Here is a 16,336-nt window from a genome sequence, read left to right on the forward strand (position 1 = left end):
TATGACAGTGGCAAAGAGTGGCTTAAAAGCATGGTTGGGAGCTCTCGGTTTGGCATTAACACTGATGAGTTCACCATTAAGCAGCGAAGAATATGCCGCCAGTTTTAAAAATACTGATATTAACGAGTTTATTCAGGTTGTCGGCCGAAACTTAGGTAAAACCATCATTATCGACCCTAACGTGCGGGGCAAAATAGATGTGCGCAGCTATGATGTGATGGATGAAGAGCAGTACTATCAGTTTTTTCTTAATGTTCTTGAGGTCTACGGATTTGCCACTGTTGAAATGGAGTCCGGTGTCCTGAAAGTCATTCGTGATAAAGACGCAAAAACCTCTTCGTTGCCTGTTATTGGTAGTGACACAAAAATGCTGGGCGACACAATGGTGACCCGGGTTGTGCCGGTAGAGAATGTCTCCGTAAGGGAGCTTGCTCCTTTATTGCGTCAGCTAAATGACCAAAGCGGTGGCGGTATGGTCGTCAGTTATGACCCATCAAATGTGATCATGATGACCGGGCGCGCTGAAACCGTGCAGCGTTTAGTAGAGATTATTGAGCGGGTGGATCGGGCTGGCGATCAAGATGTTGATATGATTAGTCTGGAGTATGCGTCAGCCAGTGAAATTGTTCGTATAGCTCAGTCGCTGTTCGAGAAAAATAATGAAGGCGTACCGGCGTTACTTATTCCTAAAATTGTTGCTGATGAGCGCAGTAATAGCGTTATTGTTAGCGGTGAGCCCCGTGCCCGTGCCCGCGTCGTTAAGTTGATTAAACAGCTTGATCAGGACTTAAAAACCGAAGGTAACACTCGTGTTTTCTACTTAAAATATGCGAAAGCACCTGAAGTAGTTGAGGTGTTGAAAGATGTCAGCCGTTCTATTCAGGCCGAAGTCGAGCAACAGTCCGGTACCGGTAATGCAACTCAGCGCCGTCGTACCGGAGGTGATGAAACGGTCAGTATCAGCCCGCATGAGCCGACAAACTCGGTGGTCATTACCGCTCAAAAAGACATGCTGGCGTCGCTGGAAAAAGTGATTAGGGACTTAGACATTCGCCGTGCTCAGGTTCAGGTTGAAGCTATTATTGTCGAAATTATGGAAGGCGATAACGTTGACTTTGGCGTGCAGTGGATCAGTGAAGACGGCGGTATGGTTCAATATAATAATGGTAATCAGGTACCTATCGGGAGTTTGGCCGCGGGTGCTTATCAAGCACGTGAAAGGGAAGGTACAACGACGACCCGGATAACAGATGGAGGAGTCGAGGTGACGACGACAGAACCGGATGAGCCTGGTGATGTCTCGTTGCTGGCGAATTTACTGGGCTCGGTAAACGGCATGATGTTCGGCACCATTCAGAACGACTGGGCAGCGGTGGTTCAGGCCGTTACTCAGGATACTCGCTCAAATATTCTGGCCACGCCAAGTATTGTTACCGTCGACAACGAAGAAGCGAGCTTCCTGGTCGGTCAGGAAGTCCCTACGATTAGTGGCTCTACTACGGGGGATAACAATGACAACCCTTTTCAGACGGTTGATCGCACCGAGATAGGTATTAAGTTAAAGGTAACGCCTCAAATTAACGAGGGGGACGCCGTGCAAATGACGATAGAACAGGAAGTGTCCAGTTTAAGCGGTGCCACTGCGGTTGACGTGATTATTAATAAGCGGGAACTGAAAACCACGGTTATGGCTGACGACGGCGAGACCATTGTACTGGGCGGTCTAATTGACGAAGACGTGCAGGAGTCGGTCTCTAAAGTTCCTTTATTAGGCGACATACCAATTTTAGGTAAATTATTCAGCTCTACGTCAACCTCTAAACAAAAGCGCAACCTGATGGTTTTTATCCGTCCAACCATAGTCCGTGACGGTAACCGTATGCGTGAGTTAAGTTCGGCAAAGTACAATTATATGCGGGCACTGCAATTGGATGAACGTTCGCGCGGTATCTCTCTAATGCCTTCTGAGGATTCACCGTTGCTTAACGACTGGGACAGTGAACTGACGTTACCGCCGGGCTTTGACGAATATCTGAAAAAACAAGGTAGCGAGAAGAGCGACAAGAAGAATAGCGAAGAAAGCGATAAAGAAATCGGCGAACAAAATGAAGAGCAGCAAAATGACTGAAGCCAGTGCCATTGCAACAGCTCGCCTTCCTTTCAGCTTTGCTAAACGCTTTGGCGTGGTGGTTGAGCAGGGTGAGCCGTTAATTTTGCATTGCCGTGCAGGTATTTCGGCTGCTGCGTTAAAAGAAGTTAGGCGCGCGTTGGGTCAACCTGTCACTCTTCAGGAGCATGCCGCAAGCGACTTTGAAAGCCTGTTAACTCGTGCTTATCAACGAGACTCATCGGAAGCCCAGCAGTTAATGGAAGACATTGGCAATGAGTCCGATTTATTCTCTCTTGCTGATGAGCTGCCGCAGACCGAAGATTTGCTCGAAAGCGAAGACGACGCGCCTATTATTAAGCTAATTAATGCGATGTTGAGTGAAGCGATAAAAGAAGGCGCCTCAGATATTCATATTGAGACTTTTGAGAAAGCTTTGCTTATACGTTTTCGCATAGATGGTGTTTTACGTGAAGTGTTACGACCAAACCGTAAGTTGTCATCGCTGCTGGTGTCGCGCATAAAAGTAATGGCGCAGCTGGATATCGCCGAAAAGCGTGTTCCACAGGATGGTCGTATTTCTTTGTTGATTGCCGGTCGGGCAGTGGATGTACGGGTTTCTACCATGCCGTCTAATCATGGCGAGCGGGTGGTACTGCGTTTGCTGGATAAGAACAACGCAAGGCTTAACTTGACTGAACTGGGAATGACTGACGGGAACCGAAAAATTTTCCAGGAACTGATTTACAAACCCCACGGCATTATTTTGGTAACCGGCCCGACGGGCTCAGGTAAAAGTACGACGTTGTATGCCGGGCTTAGCGAAATTAATTCTAAGGACCGTAATATTCTGACCGTCGAAGACCCTATAGAATACGCCATTGATGGCATTGGGCAGACTCAGGTTAACCCTCGGGTGGATATGACCTTCGCCCGCGGCTTACGCGCTATTTTGCGCCAGGACCCGGACGTAGTGATGGTTGGTGAGATACGTGATGTCGAAACCGCGCAGATTGCTGTGCAGGCGTCGCTCACCGGTCACCTGGTCTTGTCTACATTGCACACCAATACAGCCGCCGGCGCTATTACTCGTCTGGAAGACATGGGCGTAGAACCTTTCCTGCTTTCATCGAGCTTATTGGCGGTGTTATCACAGCGCCTGGTGCGGACACTCTGTAGCGAGTGCAAACAGCCGCACCAGCCTGATGACGAAGAAAAGAATATGCTGGGCCTTGATGCTTCAGATACGAGTGTGATTTATCGTGCAGGGAGTTGTGAACGATGCAATCACACCGGTTATCGTGGACGAACCGGTATTCACGAACTGCTGCTGGTGGATGACCACGTACGTGAGTTAGTCCATAACGGTCACGGTGAGCAGTCTATTGAAAAGTATATTCGGCAGTCGACCCCAGGTATTCGCCAGGACGGCTTAGCAAAAGTACTGAAAGGCAAAACAACGCTGGAAGAAGTGCTGCGGGTTACCCGCGAGGAGTAGAGGGTGGCAGCATTTGAGTACCAAGCCGTTGAAGCTAATGGCAGAAAGAAAAAAGGTGTACTGGAAGCCGATACTGAGCGACAGGTACGTCAGTTATTGCGTGAAAAAGGCTTAATGCCTTTAACCATTGAACCTGCCGCTGATCAAGACAGAAAGAAAACCTTACAGCCCCGATTTGGGCTTCCACAGCGTAAGGTTAAAGCGCAGGACTTGGCATTAATTACCCGTCAGTTATCCACCTTAGTAGGTTCAGCGTTGCCCATTGAGCAGGCATTGTTAGCGGTTGCTGATCAAACCGAAAAGCCGCGCCTGAAAAAGTTACTGATGTCGGTACGCAGTAAAGTGGTTGAAGGTTATGGCCTTGCCGAAGCTATGTCGGAGTTTCCCGGTGTTTTTGATTCTTTATATACCGCAATGGTCGCTGCAGGTGAAAAATCCGGCCATTTAGACACCGTATTGGATGAGCTGGCAAACTATACCGAGCAGCGGCAGCACATGAAAAGCCAGTTGACTCAGGCGCTAATTTATCCGCTTATGCTGACTTTGGTTGCCATTGGCATTGTGGTTTTTCTGTTGGTTTCTATTGTGCCGCAAATAGTGGATAACTTTTCAACCATGGGCCAGGACTTGCCGCCAACCACTCTGGCGATGATAGCCATTAGTGAATTCTTGCAAAACTGGGGGCTGTGGTTACTTATTGGTATTGCTTTGGTACTGGTGGCCTTTAACCAGTGGTTGAGAAATGAAAAGAACCGCCTGAAATATCATCGAAGGCTGTTAAAACTTCCCATGCTGGGTAAGGTCATAAGAGGTGTGAGTACCGCCCGTTTTGCCCGGACTTTAAGTATACTGACGTCCTCGGCGGTTCCTTTGCTTGATGGACTACGTATTACTTCATCAGTTATCGGTAATTTGGCCATACGCCAGGCGGTAGATGAAGCGGCCGGACGCGTTCGCGAAGGGGCGTCAATGCGCGGTGCGTTGCAGGAAACGGGGTTGTTCCCACCAATGATGCTGCACATGATAGCGGCAGGTGAGAAGTCCGGTGAACTGGAACAAATGTTAAAACGTTCAGCCGATAATCAGGACAAAGAATTTGAAAACTTGGTGTCGGTCAGCTTAAAAGTATTTGAGCCGGTGTTGATAGTGACGATGGCAGGTATCGTCTTCTTTATTGTGCTGTCTATCATTCAACCCATTTTACAATTAAATAATAGTGTAGGGCTTTAGGTATGAGACGTAATCAACAAGGTTTTTCATTGGTCGAAGTAATGGTGGTTATTGCCATTATCGGTATTTTGGCCACTATGGTGTTACCAAATGTACTGGGTAATCAGGAAAAGGCCAACGAGCAAAAAGTGATAGCCGATATTGTCGCTTTAGAAAACGCACTGGCTCAGTATCACTTAGACAACGGTATGTTTCCAACGACCGAGCAGGGACTTGAGGCTTTAGTCAATGAACCGAACATGGATCCGCAGCCTCGCAGCTACCGCAGCGGCGGTTATATTCGTCGTTTACCGCAGGATCCTTACGGCAATGACTATTTACTCCTGAACCCGGGTCAGTACGATGATGTTGATATTTTTTCCCCGGGCCCGGACGGTCAGCCCGGAACAGATGATGATTTTGGCAACTGGATGATTGGCAACAACAATCGTGATCAATAAGCGTTGTTCAGTTGGTTTTACTTTAATTGAAGTCATGCTGGTGATGGCCATTCTTGGTCTCATCGCCAGCGCTGTCATGTTTACACTGCCCGGTGGTGATCGTGGGCAGGACTCTCCTCAAAATGCGGCCGTGAGTTTACGTCAACAGCTAAACTATGCACGCGAATACGCCATGGTTCGACAACAACCTCTCGGATTAAAGTTTCAAGAAGATGGCTATCGTTTCTTATTCTGGAAAGATGAGCAATGGCGCGAACAAAACGCTCGTGGTTTGCGGGCGCAGGAAACAGAATGGCCACTACGCTGGCAGTTTACTAGCCGGGGGCTGAAGATATTGGAACAAAACGAATCGCTGAGTAGCGGGTTGTTTGCTGAGGAAAGTGACGAAGACAGCATCATTCCCGATATTCTGATTCTACCTAGTGGTGAAATGACACTATTTGAAGTTCATATTGAGCATTTAAACGACCCCGATGCTGAACGTTGGCTTATTGCTGAAAACAGCTGGCAAGTCAGTATTTCTGCCGAGGCTCCGGAGTAACTATGCGGTGGGTGCGTGGCTTTACCTTAATTGAAGTGATGGTTGCCTTGTCGGTGTTCAGTCTGGCGGCACTTGCTGCACTACAGGCCGCTAGTGGGCATCTGACCGGGTTAAGTGCTTTGCAGGATAAAACCTTTGCTCAGTACGTAGCTTCTAACCGCCTCGCAGAATTGTCGCTTGAACAAAAGTGGCCACTTGAAGATAAACGGAGCGGCCAGCAGGAACAGGCCGATGTTACCTGGTACTGGCAGCAACAAGTGACTGAAACCGTCACGCCGAATGTTGTTGCAGTGACGGTGAAAGTGATGAAAAACGAGGACGGTCGTGAGCACTTTCGGCTAACCCGCTATGTGCGTAAACCGGATTCAGCGGGAGGAACGAGCAATGGTCGTTAACTCCGCAAACAAGGGTTTTACCTTAGTAGAAGTGCTGGTGACCATGGTGATATTTGCCATTATCGGTATTGCCAGCTTTCAGGTTCTGAACCAAATGGTCAATACCGAAGAGCAATCTCAAAAACAGCGCGAGCAACTGGAACGTTTGCAGTTTAGCCAGTTGCTGATACAGCAGGATATTCGGCAAATGGTCGCTAAACCAACACGACCATCGGGTGTCGAAGTGACTCATCAATACCTGAGTAATGATCCGAGTTACTTCGATTCTGACGGCGGTGTGCTGGCCTTTGTCAGAAGTGGTTTTGATAACCCCGGTAACATGATGCCCCGCAGCGAATTGCAGCCGGTAGTTTACCGTTTATGGGATGGGAATTTGCAACGGGTAACCGAGACTTTCGTTAACGATCGCTCCTCAGAGCCATCCGTTCAGACCTTATTAGAAGGCGTTGAAGAACTGTCTTTTCGGTTTTACCGCAGTGATGGCGTGAGTAACGCGAATCAGGGGTTAGAACAAGGCTGGAGCGACAACTGGGAAAGCGCAGGTGATTTGCCTCAAGCCGTTGAAGTGACCATTCGTAGCAAAAACTTTGGCACCATCAGACGCGTGTTTTTGATAGCCGCAGTAGGACAGCAAGTGGAAAGTAATAGCGGAGGGCTGCAACGTGCCAATTAGCCCGCGTAAGTCATCACAAGCCGGAGCGGCACTGATAACCGTCTTGCTGGTTATTGCTATTGTGTCGGTTATTGCAGTGAATTTAGGCGGCAAACTGCAGTTGCAAATAACCCGTATGGGCAACTTGCAGCAAGCTGAACAAAGCTACTGGATGTGGTTAAGCGCAGAGGATGTGCTAAAAGAAGTGCTGCAAACTGAGCTGGAAGAGAACGATGGAGTTGCGCACAAAGAGCAAAACTGGGCTCAGCGCAGCGGACCTTTTCCGGTAGAAGGTGGGCAGATTGCCGCGAAAGTCAGGGATTTATACAGTTGCTTTAACCTTAATAGCCTGGTTACCGATGCAGAAGATCCCGGAACTCTGGAAAAGCGCAAACGACAATACAAAGCGCTGCTGGAAGCACTGGAAATTGATAACTATCAGGCCGAAATTTTAACCGACAGTCTGGTAGACTGGCTGGATGAAGACAGTCAGTTGTCGGGCAGTAACGGTGCCGAAGACCCTGATTACGAGAGTCTACCTAAGCCTTATTTGGCCGCAAACAGTCAACTACTTGAGATGAGTGAACTAAGAATGGTGCGTGGATACAGCGCTAAAGTTGTCAATTCTTTAAACTCTGTTGCTTGCGTTATTCCCAATGAGACAGACTTAAAAATTAATATTAATACTCTGGAACAGGATCAGGCTGCGGTTTTAACCGGGGTTACCGAAGGTAAGCTAGCACTTGCTGATGCTATGGCTTTGTTGAATAACCGGCCGCCTCAAGGCTACGAATCCGATGAGGAACTCGCTGAGTTGGCTGAGCTTTCGGGAGTGAGGTCGGAATTAGAAGGTGAGTTGCCGGAACTGACCGTGAGTAGTGAGTATTTTCAGCTGGTTGCGATGATTCAGTGGGGCGAGGTAGAAATGAGAGCGCGCTCGGTATTACATTTAAACGAAGGTCGAGTACAAACCCTGTACCGGGCGATGGGAGATTAGTTTATGCATGAAACACTGATTCTGCGGTTACCGGCTTATGGTACCGAAGAACCCATACCCTGGTTGGTCTGGCATAAAGGGCAGCAAGAGTTAATAGCCAGTGGAGAGCTGAGTTCGGTAGCAGAGCTTGTTCAGTTAAAAGATAAGGCCAACCGTTGCGAAGTCATTGTGGCCTTGCCCGGGCAAGATGTTTCGATGACAAGAGTGACTTTGCCCGCAGGCACAAAAAGGCATCTGCAGCGCATTATTCCTTATGCTCTGGAAGAAGAGCTGGCGACAGACATTGAGCAACTGCACTTTGCCTGGCCGGATCTAAAAAACACAGAATTGCCAGTTGCTGTAGTCGCCAAAGAACGAATGAATTATTGGCTGCAGGTATTAACCGAAGCCGGCATTGATTCTGCTTTCTGGGTACCCGACTGCTTCTTGTTGCCGCATCAGAACGATACCTGGCAGGCCATTGAGCTTGCCGACAGTGTTATTGTCAGAACTGGTGAGTGGCAGGGCTTTACCATAGAAAAAGAGCAGTTTGCTCAGTTAGCACCAGCTTTTGCTGCTGAACAGAACAGTCCAACAGAAATTATTCACTATGGCGCGCTAAACTGGCCGCAATCGCCAGCACCTTTAATCCCTGCTGATATTGAAGTGCCTTTTACTATCGCGGTGCAAAGTATCGCGACAGGAAATCGTATTAACTTAAGGCAGGGGGCTTATCGCTCACAACGGGCAAAACGTTCAGTTGATTTACCCTGGAAGGGGCTGGCTACTGCTGCGAGTGTACTCTTTGTTTTGGCCGTGTTGTTAAACGGCGTACGCTATTGGCAACTGGAGTCTCAGCGGGGCGCTTTAAAAGCTCAGGCTGAGCAACTTTATCGTGATGCCTTTCCGGGTCAGACTCGTATTGTGAATTTAAAAGTACAGTTGCAACGACAACTGGAAAGCCTTGGACTAGGCAGTGCGGATGAAGCTTCAGTGCTTGCGGTTTTGCAGCAACTGGCTCCGGCGTTTAAGTCGCAGCCTGAACTGCAGCTTGAGTTACTGCGCTTTCAGAATAATGAATTGCGCTTACAGGCAACTGCCAGTAGCTTTTCTCAATTTGAGGCTTTTCAACAGGCGGCGAAAGCCGAAGGGCTAACTGTTGAAGCGGGTTCAATGAGTAACCGTGGTGAACAAGTTTCGGGTTCTTTAACCGTGCAGCTCGATGCTCAGGGAGCGCAGTCATGAACAGATTTACTCGTCAGTTAACGCCTTATCTGGATTTAGGCAAGCAGCGCTGGAGCCAGTTTAACCAACGCGAGCAGAGCTTGTTAGCTGTTTTGGCAGGCGTACTGTTTATTGCTTTTCTGTACTTTGTCATTTGGCAGCCCAGCTCCCAGGCAGTAGCCAATGCAGAGCGTCAGCTTGCAGCTCAACAGCAGCAATACCAATGGGTTCAGCAGGCAATAGCGCGCTATAAAAAACTGGAAGAGAGCAGCTCTGAACAACAAAGTGCATCAGGCTCTGTCAGTCAACGTATCAACCGTGCTGCAGCTGCGCAGGATATTCAAATTGCGCGTTTGCAGCCTCAGGGGCAGGAGTATCTGTTAAGTGTTGATGAGGTGGCTTTTTCTGATTTATTAAGCTTTTTAGCCGAACTGGAGCAACGCCAGGGGTTATCACTAAAAGCTGTTGATATTGCGAAATTAAATACGCCCGGACAGGTGCGTTTACGTAAACTATTAGTAAGTGAGGCTTCATGAACTTAAAACGCTGGATACCCTGGTTAGTGGTCGTGTATCTGGTTGCCATGCTGGTGATGTTACCGGCAAGGGTTATTTACTGGTTTCCTTTACCGGATAACATCAGGCTCTCTCAGGTCAGCGGAAGCTTATGGAATGGCGTTGCCGGGCAGGTCGCAGTTGACGATATCGTACTGAATAATCTTAGCTGGAACTGGCAGGTGTCTTCTGTATTTCTGGGAGAGTTGGTCATGGATGTTAACTTGCCTGCCAAAAGTAACCCGTTTGCGCTGAATGGACGCTTACTGGCAGGGTCCACCAAAGTTGGAGCCAAAAATATAACAGCCAGTGGTGATGTTAATGCTCTGCTGCAGTTGGCAAACACCCGCTTGCCTTTAAAAACCGGAGGTAACTGGCGTTTGTCCTTAGACAGTTTTGTCGTTACTGCGCCCGGCCCGGTACGTTGGTGCGACGAGTTGAAAGGTCAGGCCCGGGGCGAGCAGATTCGGGTGTTGGTTAATAATCAATGGCAGTCGCTGGGAGATTTTCCGGTAGAACTTAGCTGTAACGACGATAACTCGGTGGGCTTAGCCATGAATGGTAATAACAGTTTAGGGTTAGACTTTCAGGGCAGCATTAACAGCCAGAGTTTCAATGCTGAAGGCACAGTGAAGCCGAATCTGGAAACACCTGAAGGGCTGGCTAAAATGATGGAATACATGGGAACGCCGGATTCGCGCGGACGTTACTCATTTCGCTTGTGATCCCACTTGCGGGCATAAACGTTTATGATTACTGTAATAATAAGTCACTAATTAAAGTCTCTGCGGAATAAGGAATAATTTGTATGGATAACATCGTCCAGTGGATTAATGATAATCAGGACATGCTGATAGGTTTCTCGATTAAATTTGTCATCGCTATTGCGATACTAATTGTCGGTAAAATCGTCGCTAACACCGTGACAGGTGTAATGACCAAAGGCATGAAAAAGCGTCAGGTCGACGGTGCTGTTATCAGCTTTGTCGGTGCAATTTTAAAAACGGTGATATTCATTGCCGCTATCATGATGGCACTGTCGCATGTGGGCGTTGAAACTACTTCCTTCATTGCCATACTAGGTGCCGCAGGTCTGGCAATTGGTCTGGCGTTGCAGGGCTCCCTGTCTAATATCGCATCGGGCGTTCTGCTTATTATGTTCCGTCCAATTCGTGCGGGTGAATATGTTGATGCTGGTGGTGTTTCAGGAACCGTTGAGCAAATTAATATCTTTCAGACCATTATGAAAACCCCTGACCGTAAGGTGGTTTTTGTGCCTAACTCTGAAATTATCGGTGGCCCTATTGTTAACTATAACCGAGAAGAATTGCGCCGTATCGACCTGGTTATTGGTGTAAGTTACAGTGCGAATCTACAGCAGACGAAGAAAGCACTGATGGATGTGATTACCAGCGATGAGCGGGTATTAAAAGATCCTGAACCTGTTGTTACGGTGACCAACCTTGGCGATTCGTCGGTCGACTTTAATGTTCGCCCGTGGACGAAAAATGAGGACTACTGGCCGACCCGCTGGGATTTACTAGAGCGAATTAAAGACCGTCTGGATGAGGAGGGCATTGGTATTCCCTTTCCCCAAATGGACGTTCACCTGAAAAAAGACGACTAACGTATTGTTGTTCTGACAAAAGGCCACTTCAACAGTGGCCTTTTTTGTGGGTGCTCAAGCGAGTGCCTGAGAGATATCGGCAATAATATCTTCCGCATTTTCAATGCCAACACATAAACGAATAGCTTCTGGTTTTACGCCAACCGCGGCCTGTTCGCCAGCAGACAACTGCCGGTGAGTTGTGGAGGCCGGGTGGCAGGCCAGTGACTTTGCGTCACCAATGTTGACCAGGCGTTTAAACAGTTTCAGCTTATCGTAAAACTCAACGCCAGCATCGTAGCCGCCTTTAACGCCAAAAGTTAACAGCGACGCAGGAACCCCATTTTTAATATACTTTTTCGCTCGCTCGTAGTTAGTGTGCTCTGGCAGCGCTGCAAAGTTTACCCAGTCTACGCTTGGGTGCGACTGTAAGTATTCAGCCACTTTCAGCGCGTTTTCGCAGTGGCGCTCAATACGCAAAGGTAAAGTCTCCAAACCCTGCAGTAACAGGAAGGCGTTAAAGGGTGACAAGCAAGCACCGGTATTACGCAAAGCGACAGTACGAACGCGGGCTATGAAAGCCGCCGGACCAAAAGCGTCGGTATAGACTACGCCGTGATAAGCTGGCTCCGGTGAGCTAAACTGAGGAAAGCGTTGTTTTTGTTTAACCCAGTCAAACCCTCCGCTATCGACTATTAATCCGCCAACTGAATTGCCATGACCCCCAATGTATTTGGTTAGTGAATGCACCACAATGTCAGCGCCAAAATCAATGGGTTTGCAAAGTATCGGTGTAGCAACCGTGTTGTCCACGACCAGTGGAACTCCATGCTGGTGAGCGACCTCAGCATAGCCTTCTAAATCGGCGATGTTTCCCGCCGGGTTGCCAATACTTTCACAGAATACGGCTTTAGTTTTACCGTCTATAAGTTTGCCTATGTCTTCCGCTTTATCCGATTCGGCAAAACGGACTTCAATGCCAAATGAAGGCAACATATGCTGGAATAGTGTGTAGGTTCCGCCGTAGAGTTGTGGTGTCGTCACTATGTTATCGCCCTGACGGGCAAGCGTAATTAATGCGTACTCAATGGCTGCCATGCCTGAGGCTACGGCAAGTGCGGCGACACCATGTTCAAGTTCTGCGACACGTTTTTCCAGAACATCGTTGGTCGGGTTCATAATGCGGGTATAAATATTCCCTTCAACTGCCAGGTCAAACAGGTCAGCGCCATGCTGTGCGTTATCAAACTCGTAGGAAACGGTTTGGTAAATGGGAGTAGCTACTGACTTAGTCGTTGGGTCAGTTTCATAGCCGTGGTGGATGGCCAATGTTTCGTCTTTCATACGGACTCCAGTTCAGATTCAGTTAAAAAATGCGTTAAAGCCGATTGGTACTGTTCAACATTCTTGATAAACCCGTCGTGGCCGAACGGCGTTTCAATAGTGACCCGGCCAAATGGGTTGGGAAGTAAGCTTTCCAGTTCATTCACCAGGCTGGGCGGGGCAATAGCGTCGTTGTTAAAGTCGACTAGCTGCACTTTTGCCTGCACGCGGGTTGGATTAATACTGTAATCATTGAGTATTGGCGTAAGGTGCGTAAATAAGCTGCGGCAGCCATTGCCGTTTTGCTTCAACAGTTTTTCGCCCTGATACAGTAAGTATTCAAAGGCATCGTCCGCATGATTAAAACGTTGTTCGAATTCTTCCGCGGTGCGATAACTCAGCATGGCCAGCGCCCGCGCCAGAATAATGCCTGACTGTTTATCATCGCATCGTTGAATGAGCGCTTGCTGAAAGTAGCGCAGTAACGCTGAATGTACTGACGGCTTATGAGCGGCGCCAATAGCACTTAAACGTGGCAACTCAGTTGGGTGGTCAGCGGCATACTGAAGTCCCAGAACGCCACCGAAAGACCCCCCGATCCATGCCTGTAAGTTGTCGGTTTCCTGTTTAAGTGCGTGTCGTATGGCTTCACTGTGTTGCTGCACCGTTAAAGGCACCGACGGACACTCTGATCCTCCTATGCCGCCGGGGTAATCGAAGCTGATGACTTGCACATCAGTCAGCTCTGAAAAGAGCGGATGCAGCGACTGCCACCAGCCACTTTCATCAGCTTTCCAGATTTGGCCACTGGCACTGATCCCGCCCTGAACAACAACGACCGGTTTATCAGGATCGCCATAGCGATAACCTTTAAGACGTGCGAACGGAGTGTTTGCATAAAAACTGCGGGCAACTGGCTGAACCATAGTTAACCTCAATATTCTGAGTGAGGTTTTGACTGTAATAAATAGATATCAGGACGTCAAGACATTTAGACGTCCAAATTGGCTGGGCGTATTTGAGTGCGAGCGGAATATGGTATGATTTATCTTTCATTTCAAAATAAGAGTGATGCCCATGGTGTATTCGGTCAGACAGTTAAATACTGAGATTCGACAACTGTTAGAGCAAGGCTTTGGTCAAATAAGCCTGGTTGGAGAAATCTCAAATTTTGCAGCGCCGGGTTCAGGACACTGGTATTTCACTTTAAAAGACGAGCGGGCTCAGGTTCGCTGCGCTATGTTCCGCAATGCGAATCAGCGTGCAAAGGTTCGGCCGCAAAATGGTATGCAGGTACTGGTAAGAGCCAAAGTCACGGTTTATGAACCGCGGGGCGACTACCAACTGATTATTGAGCAGGTTGAAGACGCTGGTCAGGGGCTTTTACAGCAGCGTTATGAACAGCTAAAAGAGAAATTGTCAGCCGAAGGGTTATTTGCGGCAGAACGCAAGCGCTTACTACCCGACCATATTCGCAAAGTCGGCGTGCTGACCTCACCCACCGGCGCTGCTATCAAAGACATTCTGGCGGTGATGAAACGCCGCGACCCCGGCGTCGAAGTGATTATTTATCCGAGCGCGGTACAGGGAGAGGCAGCGGTTCCGCAGTTGCAGGCTATGCTAAAAACGGCATTTGAACGTAATGAAGTGGATGTACTGTTAGTCAGCCGTGGCGGTGGCTCTCTGGAAGACTTGTGGTGTTTTAACGATGAGACTTTTGCGCGTCTTTTGGCAACCGCGCCCATGCCAACCATTAGCGCTGTAGGTCATGAGATTGATTTCACTATTGCCGACTTTGTTGCCGATGTCCGCGCTCCTACACCTTCCGCAGCCGCTGAGTTAGTTACCAGAGATCAACAACAACAACAGCAAAAAGCGCAGGCACTGCAACAGCGCTTAGGGCTGGCGCAGCAAAGATTGCTGCAGCGTTTACAGCAACGTTGGCAATTTTTACAAACCCGGCTGCAACAGCAGCACCCGCAACGACAATTGCAACAACAGTCGCAATTAGCCGATGAACTGCAAGCCCGAGCTAACCGGGCTTTGCAGAACCGGCTGGCGCGGCAGAAGCAGCAAGTGTCATATTTACATGGGCGCCTGCAGGCAATGCATCCGCAAAAAGAGTTACAGCGTTTGCAGCAAAAACTTCAGACGCAGCAGCAACGATTACCGCAGGTTATGCAACGAGTTTTAAAAGACAAGCGAACTCAGCAGCAACAGTTGATGCAGGCTCTGAACCTTGTCAGTCCTTTGAATACTCTGGAAAGGGGCTACGCTATTGTCCGTACAGAAAAGGGTGATGTGGTTCGTAGCGAGAAGCAAGTGACTGTGGGTGAATCAATAGAAGTTCGTCTGGCTGACGGTAATATTACCGCTAAACGGCAATGATTCTGCGGCTATTGTCATATTCCTGACATTCGCGCTTTGTTATACTGACTAGGTTATTCACAAAGGAGTCGTGGTATGAAACTCAAAGCATTGGCAGCCGGTATTGGACTGGCGTTGGCATCTACAATGGTGCAGGCAGAAGAACAGAAACCCAATATTATTTATATTATTGGTGACGGTATGGGATTTGAATATATTAGCGCGTACCGTTATGCCATGTCTGATTTAGACAGCAAAACGATTGCTGAAACTGAGTTTGATGCCATGCTGAAAGGCGCCGCAACAACCTATCCTGATGATAATACCTGGGTTACTGACTCAGCTGCGGGTGCAACCGCTCTGGCTACAGGCGTTAAAAGTTACAATGGCGCTATTGCGGTCGATTCAGATAAATATCCGCTGCAGAGTATCATGGAACTGGCTCGTGAAAATGGCTGGTCAACGGGTTCGGTATCGACATCACAAGTTAATCATGCAACACCGGCATCGTTTTTCACTCATCACCCGTCGCGCTACGAATATAATCAAATAGCCGACAAAATTGCGACTCAGGTGGTTGAAGGTAAGCCGTCTTTTGACGTCATGCTAGGTGGCGGACAAAGCTATTTTAACCGTGACGACAAAAACTGGCTGGATGTATTGCCAGAGCATGGCATGCAGGTAGTAACCGATATGCAAAAGCTAAACTCGGTTGACTCTACGCCTGTAATGGGGCTTTTTGCAGAAAAAGGTCTGCCGTTTGCTATTGATGGCGATGTTGATGCGTTGGCCAATATGACACGTACCGCTTTGCGCTTATTGGATAAAAAGCAGCAGCCGTTTGCTTTAATGATTGAAGGCAGCGAAATTGACTGGTGTGGTCATGCTAACGACATTGCTTGTGCCGTACACGAAATGGACGGGCTAAACCGCGCCTTGAAAGTGGTGAGTGAATACCGCGAAAACAACCCCAATACCTTAATTGTTATGACGGCTGATCACTCAACTGGCGGTCTGACACTAGGGCGTGACGGCGAGTATGCCTGGCATTCTGACCGTGTTATGAAAATTAAAAGCTCTATTGCGTCCATGAGTAAGGAAATGCTGACCATGGATACGGATAGCTGGGCGGAGTATGTAGCTGACAAAGTTAACTTTGAGCTGACTCAGGAGTATCTTGATGAACTTGCTATTGCTGCTGAAAAAGAAGGTGAAGAGCAGCAGGAGGCTCTGCATCAGGCATTGGTCTATATAACGGGCGATATTACCGGCACTGGCTGGACAACCAGCGGACACACCGGCGTTGATGTTCCTGTCTTCGCCGACGGCCCGTATAGCGAGAACTTCGGTGGCTATATGGACAATACTGATATTGGCAAGCAGCTAATAAAAGTCGTTAAATAATCCCTCTTTGTAAGTTCCC

16 protein-coding genes are annotated in these 16,336 nt (G+C 48.4%); 14 read left to right on the forward strand and 2 right to left on the reverse strand.

Features of this window, described 5'->3' with window-relative positions; all coding sequences use genetic code 11:
- Window position 1: 1 nt before the first annotated feature.
- The 12 genes from gspD (at window position 2) to B2U97_RS03445 (ending at window position 11,244) form a co-directional block, all read left to right on the forward strand.
- Entirely contained in the window at window positions 2–2,128 is a 2,127-nt protein-coding gene (gspD, locus tag B2U97_RS03390; protein WP_011235254.1) for a type II secretion system secretin GspD, read from the forward strand.
- Entirely contained in the window at window positions 2,121–3,605 is a 1,485-nt protein-coding gene (gene gspE, locus B2U97_RS03395) for a type II secretion system ATPase GspE (protein WP_011235253.1), read from the forward strand. Before gspD ends, gspE begins: the two co-directional genes overlap by 8 nt.
- A gap of 3 nt (window positions 3,606–3,608) precedes the next feature.
- A complete protein-coding gene (gene gspF, locus B2U97_RS03400) occupies window positions 3,609–4,835 on the forward strand; it encodes a type II secretion system inner membrane protein GspF (RefSeq protein ID WP_011235252.1) in 1,227 nt (408 codons plus the stop codon).
- Window positions 4,836–4,837: 2 nt separating this feature from the next.
- Window positions 4,838–5,275, forward strand: a complete 438-nt coding sequence (gene gspG, locus B2U97_RS03405; protein WP_011235251.1) for a type II secretion system major pseudopilin GspG — start codon at window positions 4,838–4,840, stop codon at window positions 5,273–5,275.
- On the forward strand, window positions 5,250–5,816 hold the full coding sequence (gspH, locus tag B2U97_RS03410; RefSeq protein WP_231378587.1) for a type II secretion system minor pseudopilin GspH: 567 nt from the start codon (window positions 5,250–5,252) through the stop codon (window positions 5,814–5,816). Before gspG ends, gspH begins: the two co-directional genes overlap by 26 nt.
- A 2-nt stretch (window positions 5,817–5,818) precedes the next feature.
- Window positions 5,819–6,211, forward strand: coding sequence for a type II secretion system minor pseudopilin GspI (gene gspI, locus B2U97_RS03415; RefSeq protein ID WP_011235249.1), 393 nt, complete (start codon window positions 5,819–5,821; stop codon window positions 6,209–6,211).
- The gene (gene gspJ / locus B2U97_RS03420; RefSeq protein ID WP_011235248.1) at window positions 6,201–6,884 is read left to right on the forward strand and encodes a type II secretion system minor pseudopilin GspJ; all 684 of its coding nucleotides are present in this window, start codon (window positions 6,201–6,203) and stop codon (window positions 6,882–6,884) included. Before gspI ends, gspJ begins: the two co-directional genes overlap by 11 nt.
- Window positions 6,874–7,860 (forward strand): type II secretion system minor pseudopilin GspK, encoded by a 987-nt coding sequence (gene gspK / locus B2U97_RS03425; RefSeq protein ID WP_011235247.1) that lies wholly within the window; start codon window positions 6,874–6,876, stop codon window positions 7,858–7,860. Before gspJ ends, gspK begins: the two co-directional genes overlap by 11 nt.
- Window positions 7,861–7,863: 3 nt before the next feature.
- Entirely contained in the window at window positions 7,864–9,084 is a 1,221-nt protein-coding gene (gene gspL, locus B2U97_RS03430) for a type II secretion system protein GspL (RefSeq protein WP_286823031.1), read from the forward strand.
- Entirely contained in the window at window positions 9,081–9,599 is a 519-nt protein-coding gene (locus tag B2U97_RS03435; protein ID WP_273024778.1) for a type II secretion system protein M, read from the forward strand. The genes gspL and B2U97_RS03435 overlap by 4 nt, the downstream gene beginning before the upstream one ends.
- Window positions 9,596–10,342, forward strand: coding sequence for a type II secretion system protein N (locus B2U97_RS03440; RefSeq protein WP_011235244.1), 747 nt, complete (start codon window positions 9,596–9,598; stop codon window positions 10,340–10,342). The genes B2U97_RS03435 and B2U97_RS03440 overlap by 4 nt, the downstream gene beginning before the upstream one ends.
- An 83-nt stretch (window positions 10,343–10,425) precedes the next feature.
- Window positions 10,426–11,244, forward strand: a complete 819-nt coding sequence (locus B2U97_RS03445) for a mechanosensitive ion channel domain-containing protein (RefSeq protein WP_011235243.1) — start codon at window positions 10,426–10,428, stop codon at window positions 11,242–11,244.
- A gap of 54 nt (window positions 11,245–11,298) precedes the next feature.
- Here B2U97_RS03445 and B2U97_RS03450 read toward each other — a convergent pair whose 3' ends face one another.
- Both B2U97_RS03450 and B2U97_RS03455 read right to left on the reverse strand, forming a co-directional pair.
- Window positions 11,299–12,567 (reverse strand): O-acetylhomoserine aminocarboxypropyltransferase/cysteine synthase family protein, encoded by a 1,269-nt coding sequence (locus B2U97_RS03450; RefSeq protein WP_011235242.1) that lies wholly within the window; start codon window positions 12,565–12,567, stop codon window positions 11,299–11,301.
- Window positions 12,564–13,472 carry an alpha/beta fold hydrolase gene (locus B2U97_RS03455; protein ID WP_011235241.1) on the reverse strand — a complete coding sequence of 303 codons (909 nt, stop codon included), beginning with the start codon at window positions 13,470–13,472 and terminating at the stop codon, window positions 12,564–12,566. The genes B2U97_RS03450 and B2U97_RS03455 overlap by 4 nt, the downstream gene beginning before the upstream one ends.
- Before the next feature lie 151 nt (window positions 13,473–13,623).
- Here B2U97_RS03455 and xseA point away from each other — a divergent pair, with 151 nt between their 5' ends.
- Together xseA and B2U97_RS03465 are read left to right on the forward strand one after the other, a co-directional pair.
- Window positions 13,624–14,934, forward strand: a complete 1,311-nt coding sequence (gene xseA / locus B2U97_RS03460) for an exodeoxyribonuclease VII large subunit (RefSeq protein ID WP_011235240.1) — start codon at window positions 13,624–13,626, stop codon at window positions 14,932–14,934.
- Between the two features lie 75 nt (window positions 14,935–15,009).
- A complete protein-coding gene (locus tag B2U97_RS03465) occupies window positions 15,010–16,317 on the forward strand; it encodes an alkaline phosphatase (RefSeq protein ID WP_011235239.1) in 1,308 nt (435 codons plus the stop codon).
- Window positions 16,318–16,336 lie beyond the last annotated feature (19 nt).

This window comes from Idiomarina sp. UBA3176, from assembly GCF_002364295.1.
GTDB lineage: Bacteria > Pseudomonadota > Gammaproteobacteria > Enterobacterales > Alteromonadaceae > Idiomarina > Idiomarina loihiensis.

Excerpts from the sequence above, each read along its gene's own strand:
- B2U97_RS03435 (WP_273024778.1), top strand. The coding sequence starts at position 9,081 with ATGAACAGATTTACTCGTCAGTTAACGCCTTATCTGGATTTAGGCAAG.
- B2U97_RS03450 (WP_011235242.1), bottom strand. The coding sequence starts at position 12,567 with ATGAAAGACGAAACATTGGCCATCCACCACGGCTATGAAACTGACCCA.
- B2U97_RS03445 (WP_011235243.1), top strand. The coding sequence starts at position 10,426 with ATGGATAACATCGTCCAGTGGATTAATGATAATCAGGACATGCTGATA.
- gspD (WP_011235254.1), top strand. The coding sequence starts at position 2 with ATGACAGTGGCAAAGAGTGGCTTAAAAGCATGGTTGGGAGCTCTCGGT.
- B2U97_RS03440 (WP_011235244.1), top strand. The coding sequence starts at position 9,596 with ATGAACTTAAAACGCTGGATACCCTGGTTAGTGGTCGTGTATCTGGTT.
- gspI (WP_011235249.1), top strand. The coding sequence starts at position 5,819 with ATGCGGTGGGTGCGTGGCTTTACCTTAATTGAAGTGATGGTTGCCTTG.
- gspE (WP_011235253.1), top strand. The coding sequence starts at position 2,121 with ATGACTGAAGCCAGTGCCATTGCAACAGCTCGCCTTCCTTTCAGCTTT.
- B2U97_RS03455 (WP_011235241.1), bottom strand. The coding sequence starts at position 13,472 with ATGGTTCAGCCAGTTGCCCGCAGTTTTTATGCAAACACTCCGTTCGCA.
- gspL (WP_286823031.1), top strand. The coding sequence starts at position 7,864 with ATGCATGAAACACTGATTCTGCGGTTACCGGCTTATGGTACCGAAGAA.
- xseA (WP_011235240.1), top strand. The coding sequence starts at position 13,624 with ATGGTGTATTCGGTCAGACAGTTAAATACTGAGATTCGACAACTGTTA.
- B2U97_RS03465 (WP_011235239.1), top strand. The coding sequence starts at position 15,010 with ATGAAACTCAAAGCATTGGCAGCCGGTATTGGACTGGCGTTGGCATCT.
- gspJ (WP_011235248.1), top strand. The coding sequence starts at position 6,201 with ATGGTCGTTAACTCCGCAAACAAGGGTTTTACCTTAGTAGAAGTGCTG.
- gspG (WP_011235251.1), top strand. The coding sequence starts at position 4,838 with ATGAGACGTAATCAACAAGGTTTTTCATTGGTCGAAGTAATGGTGGTT.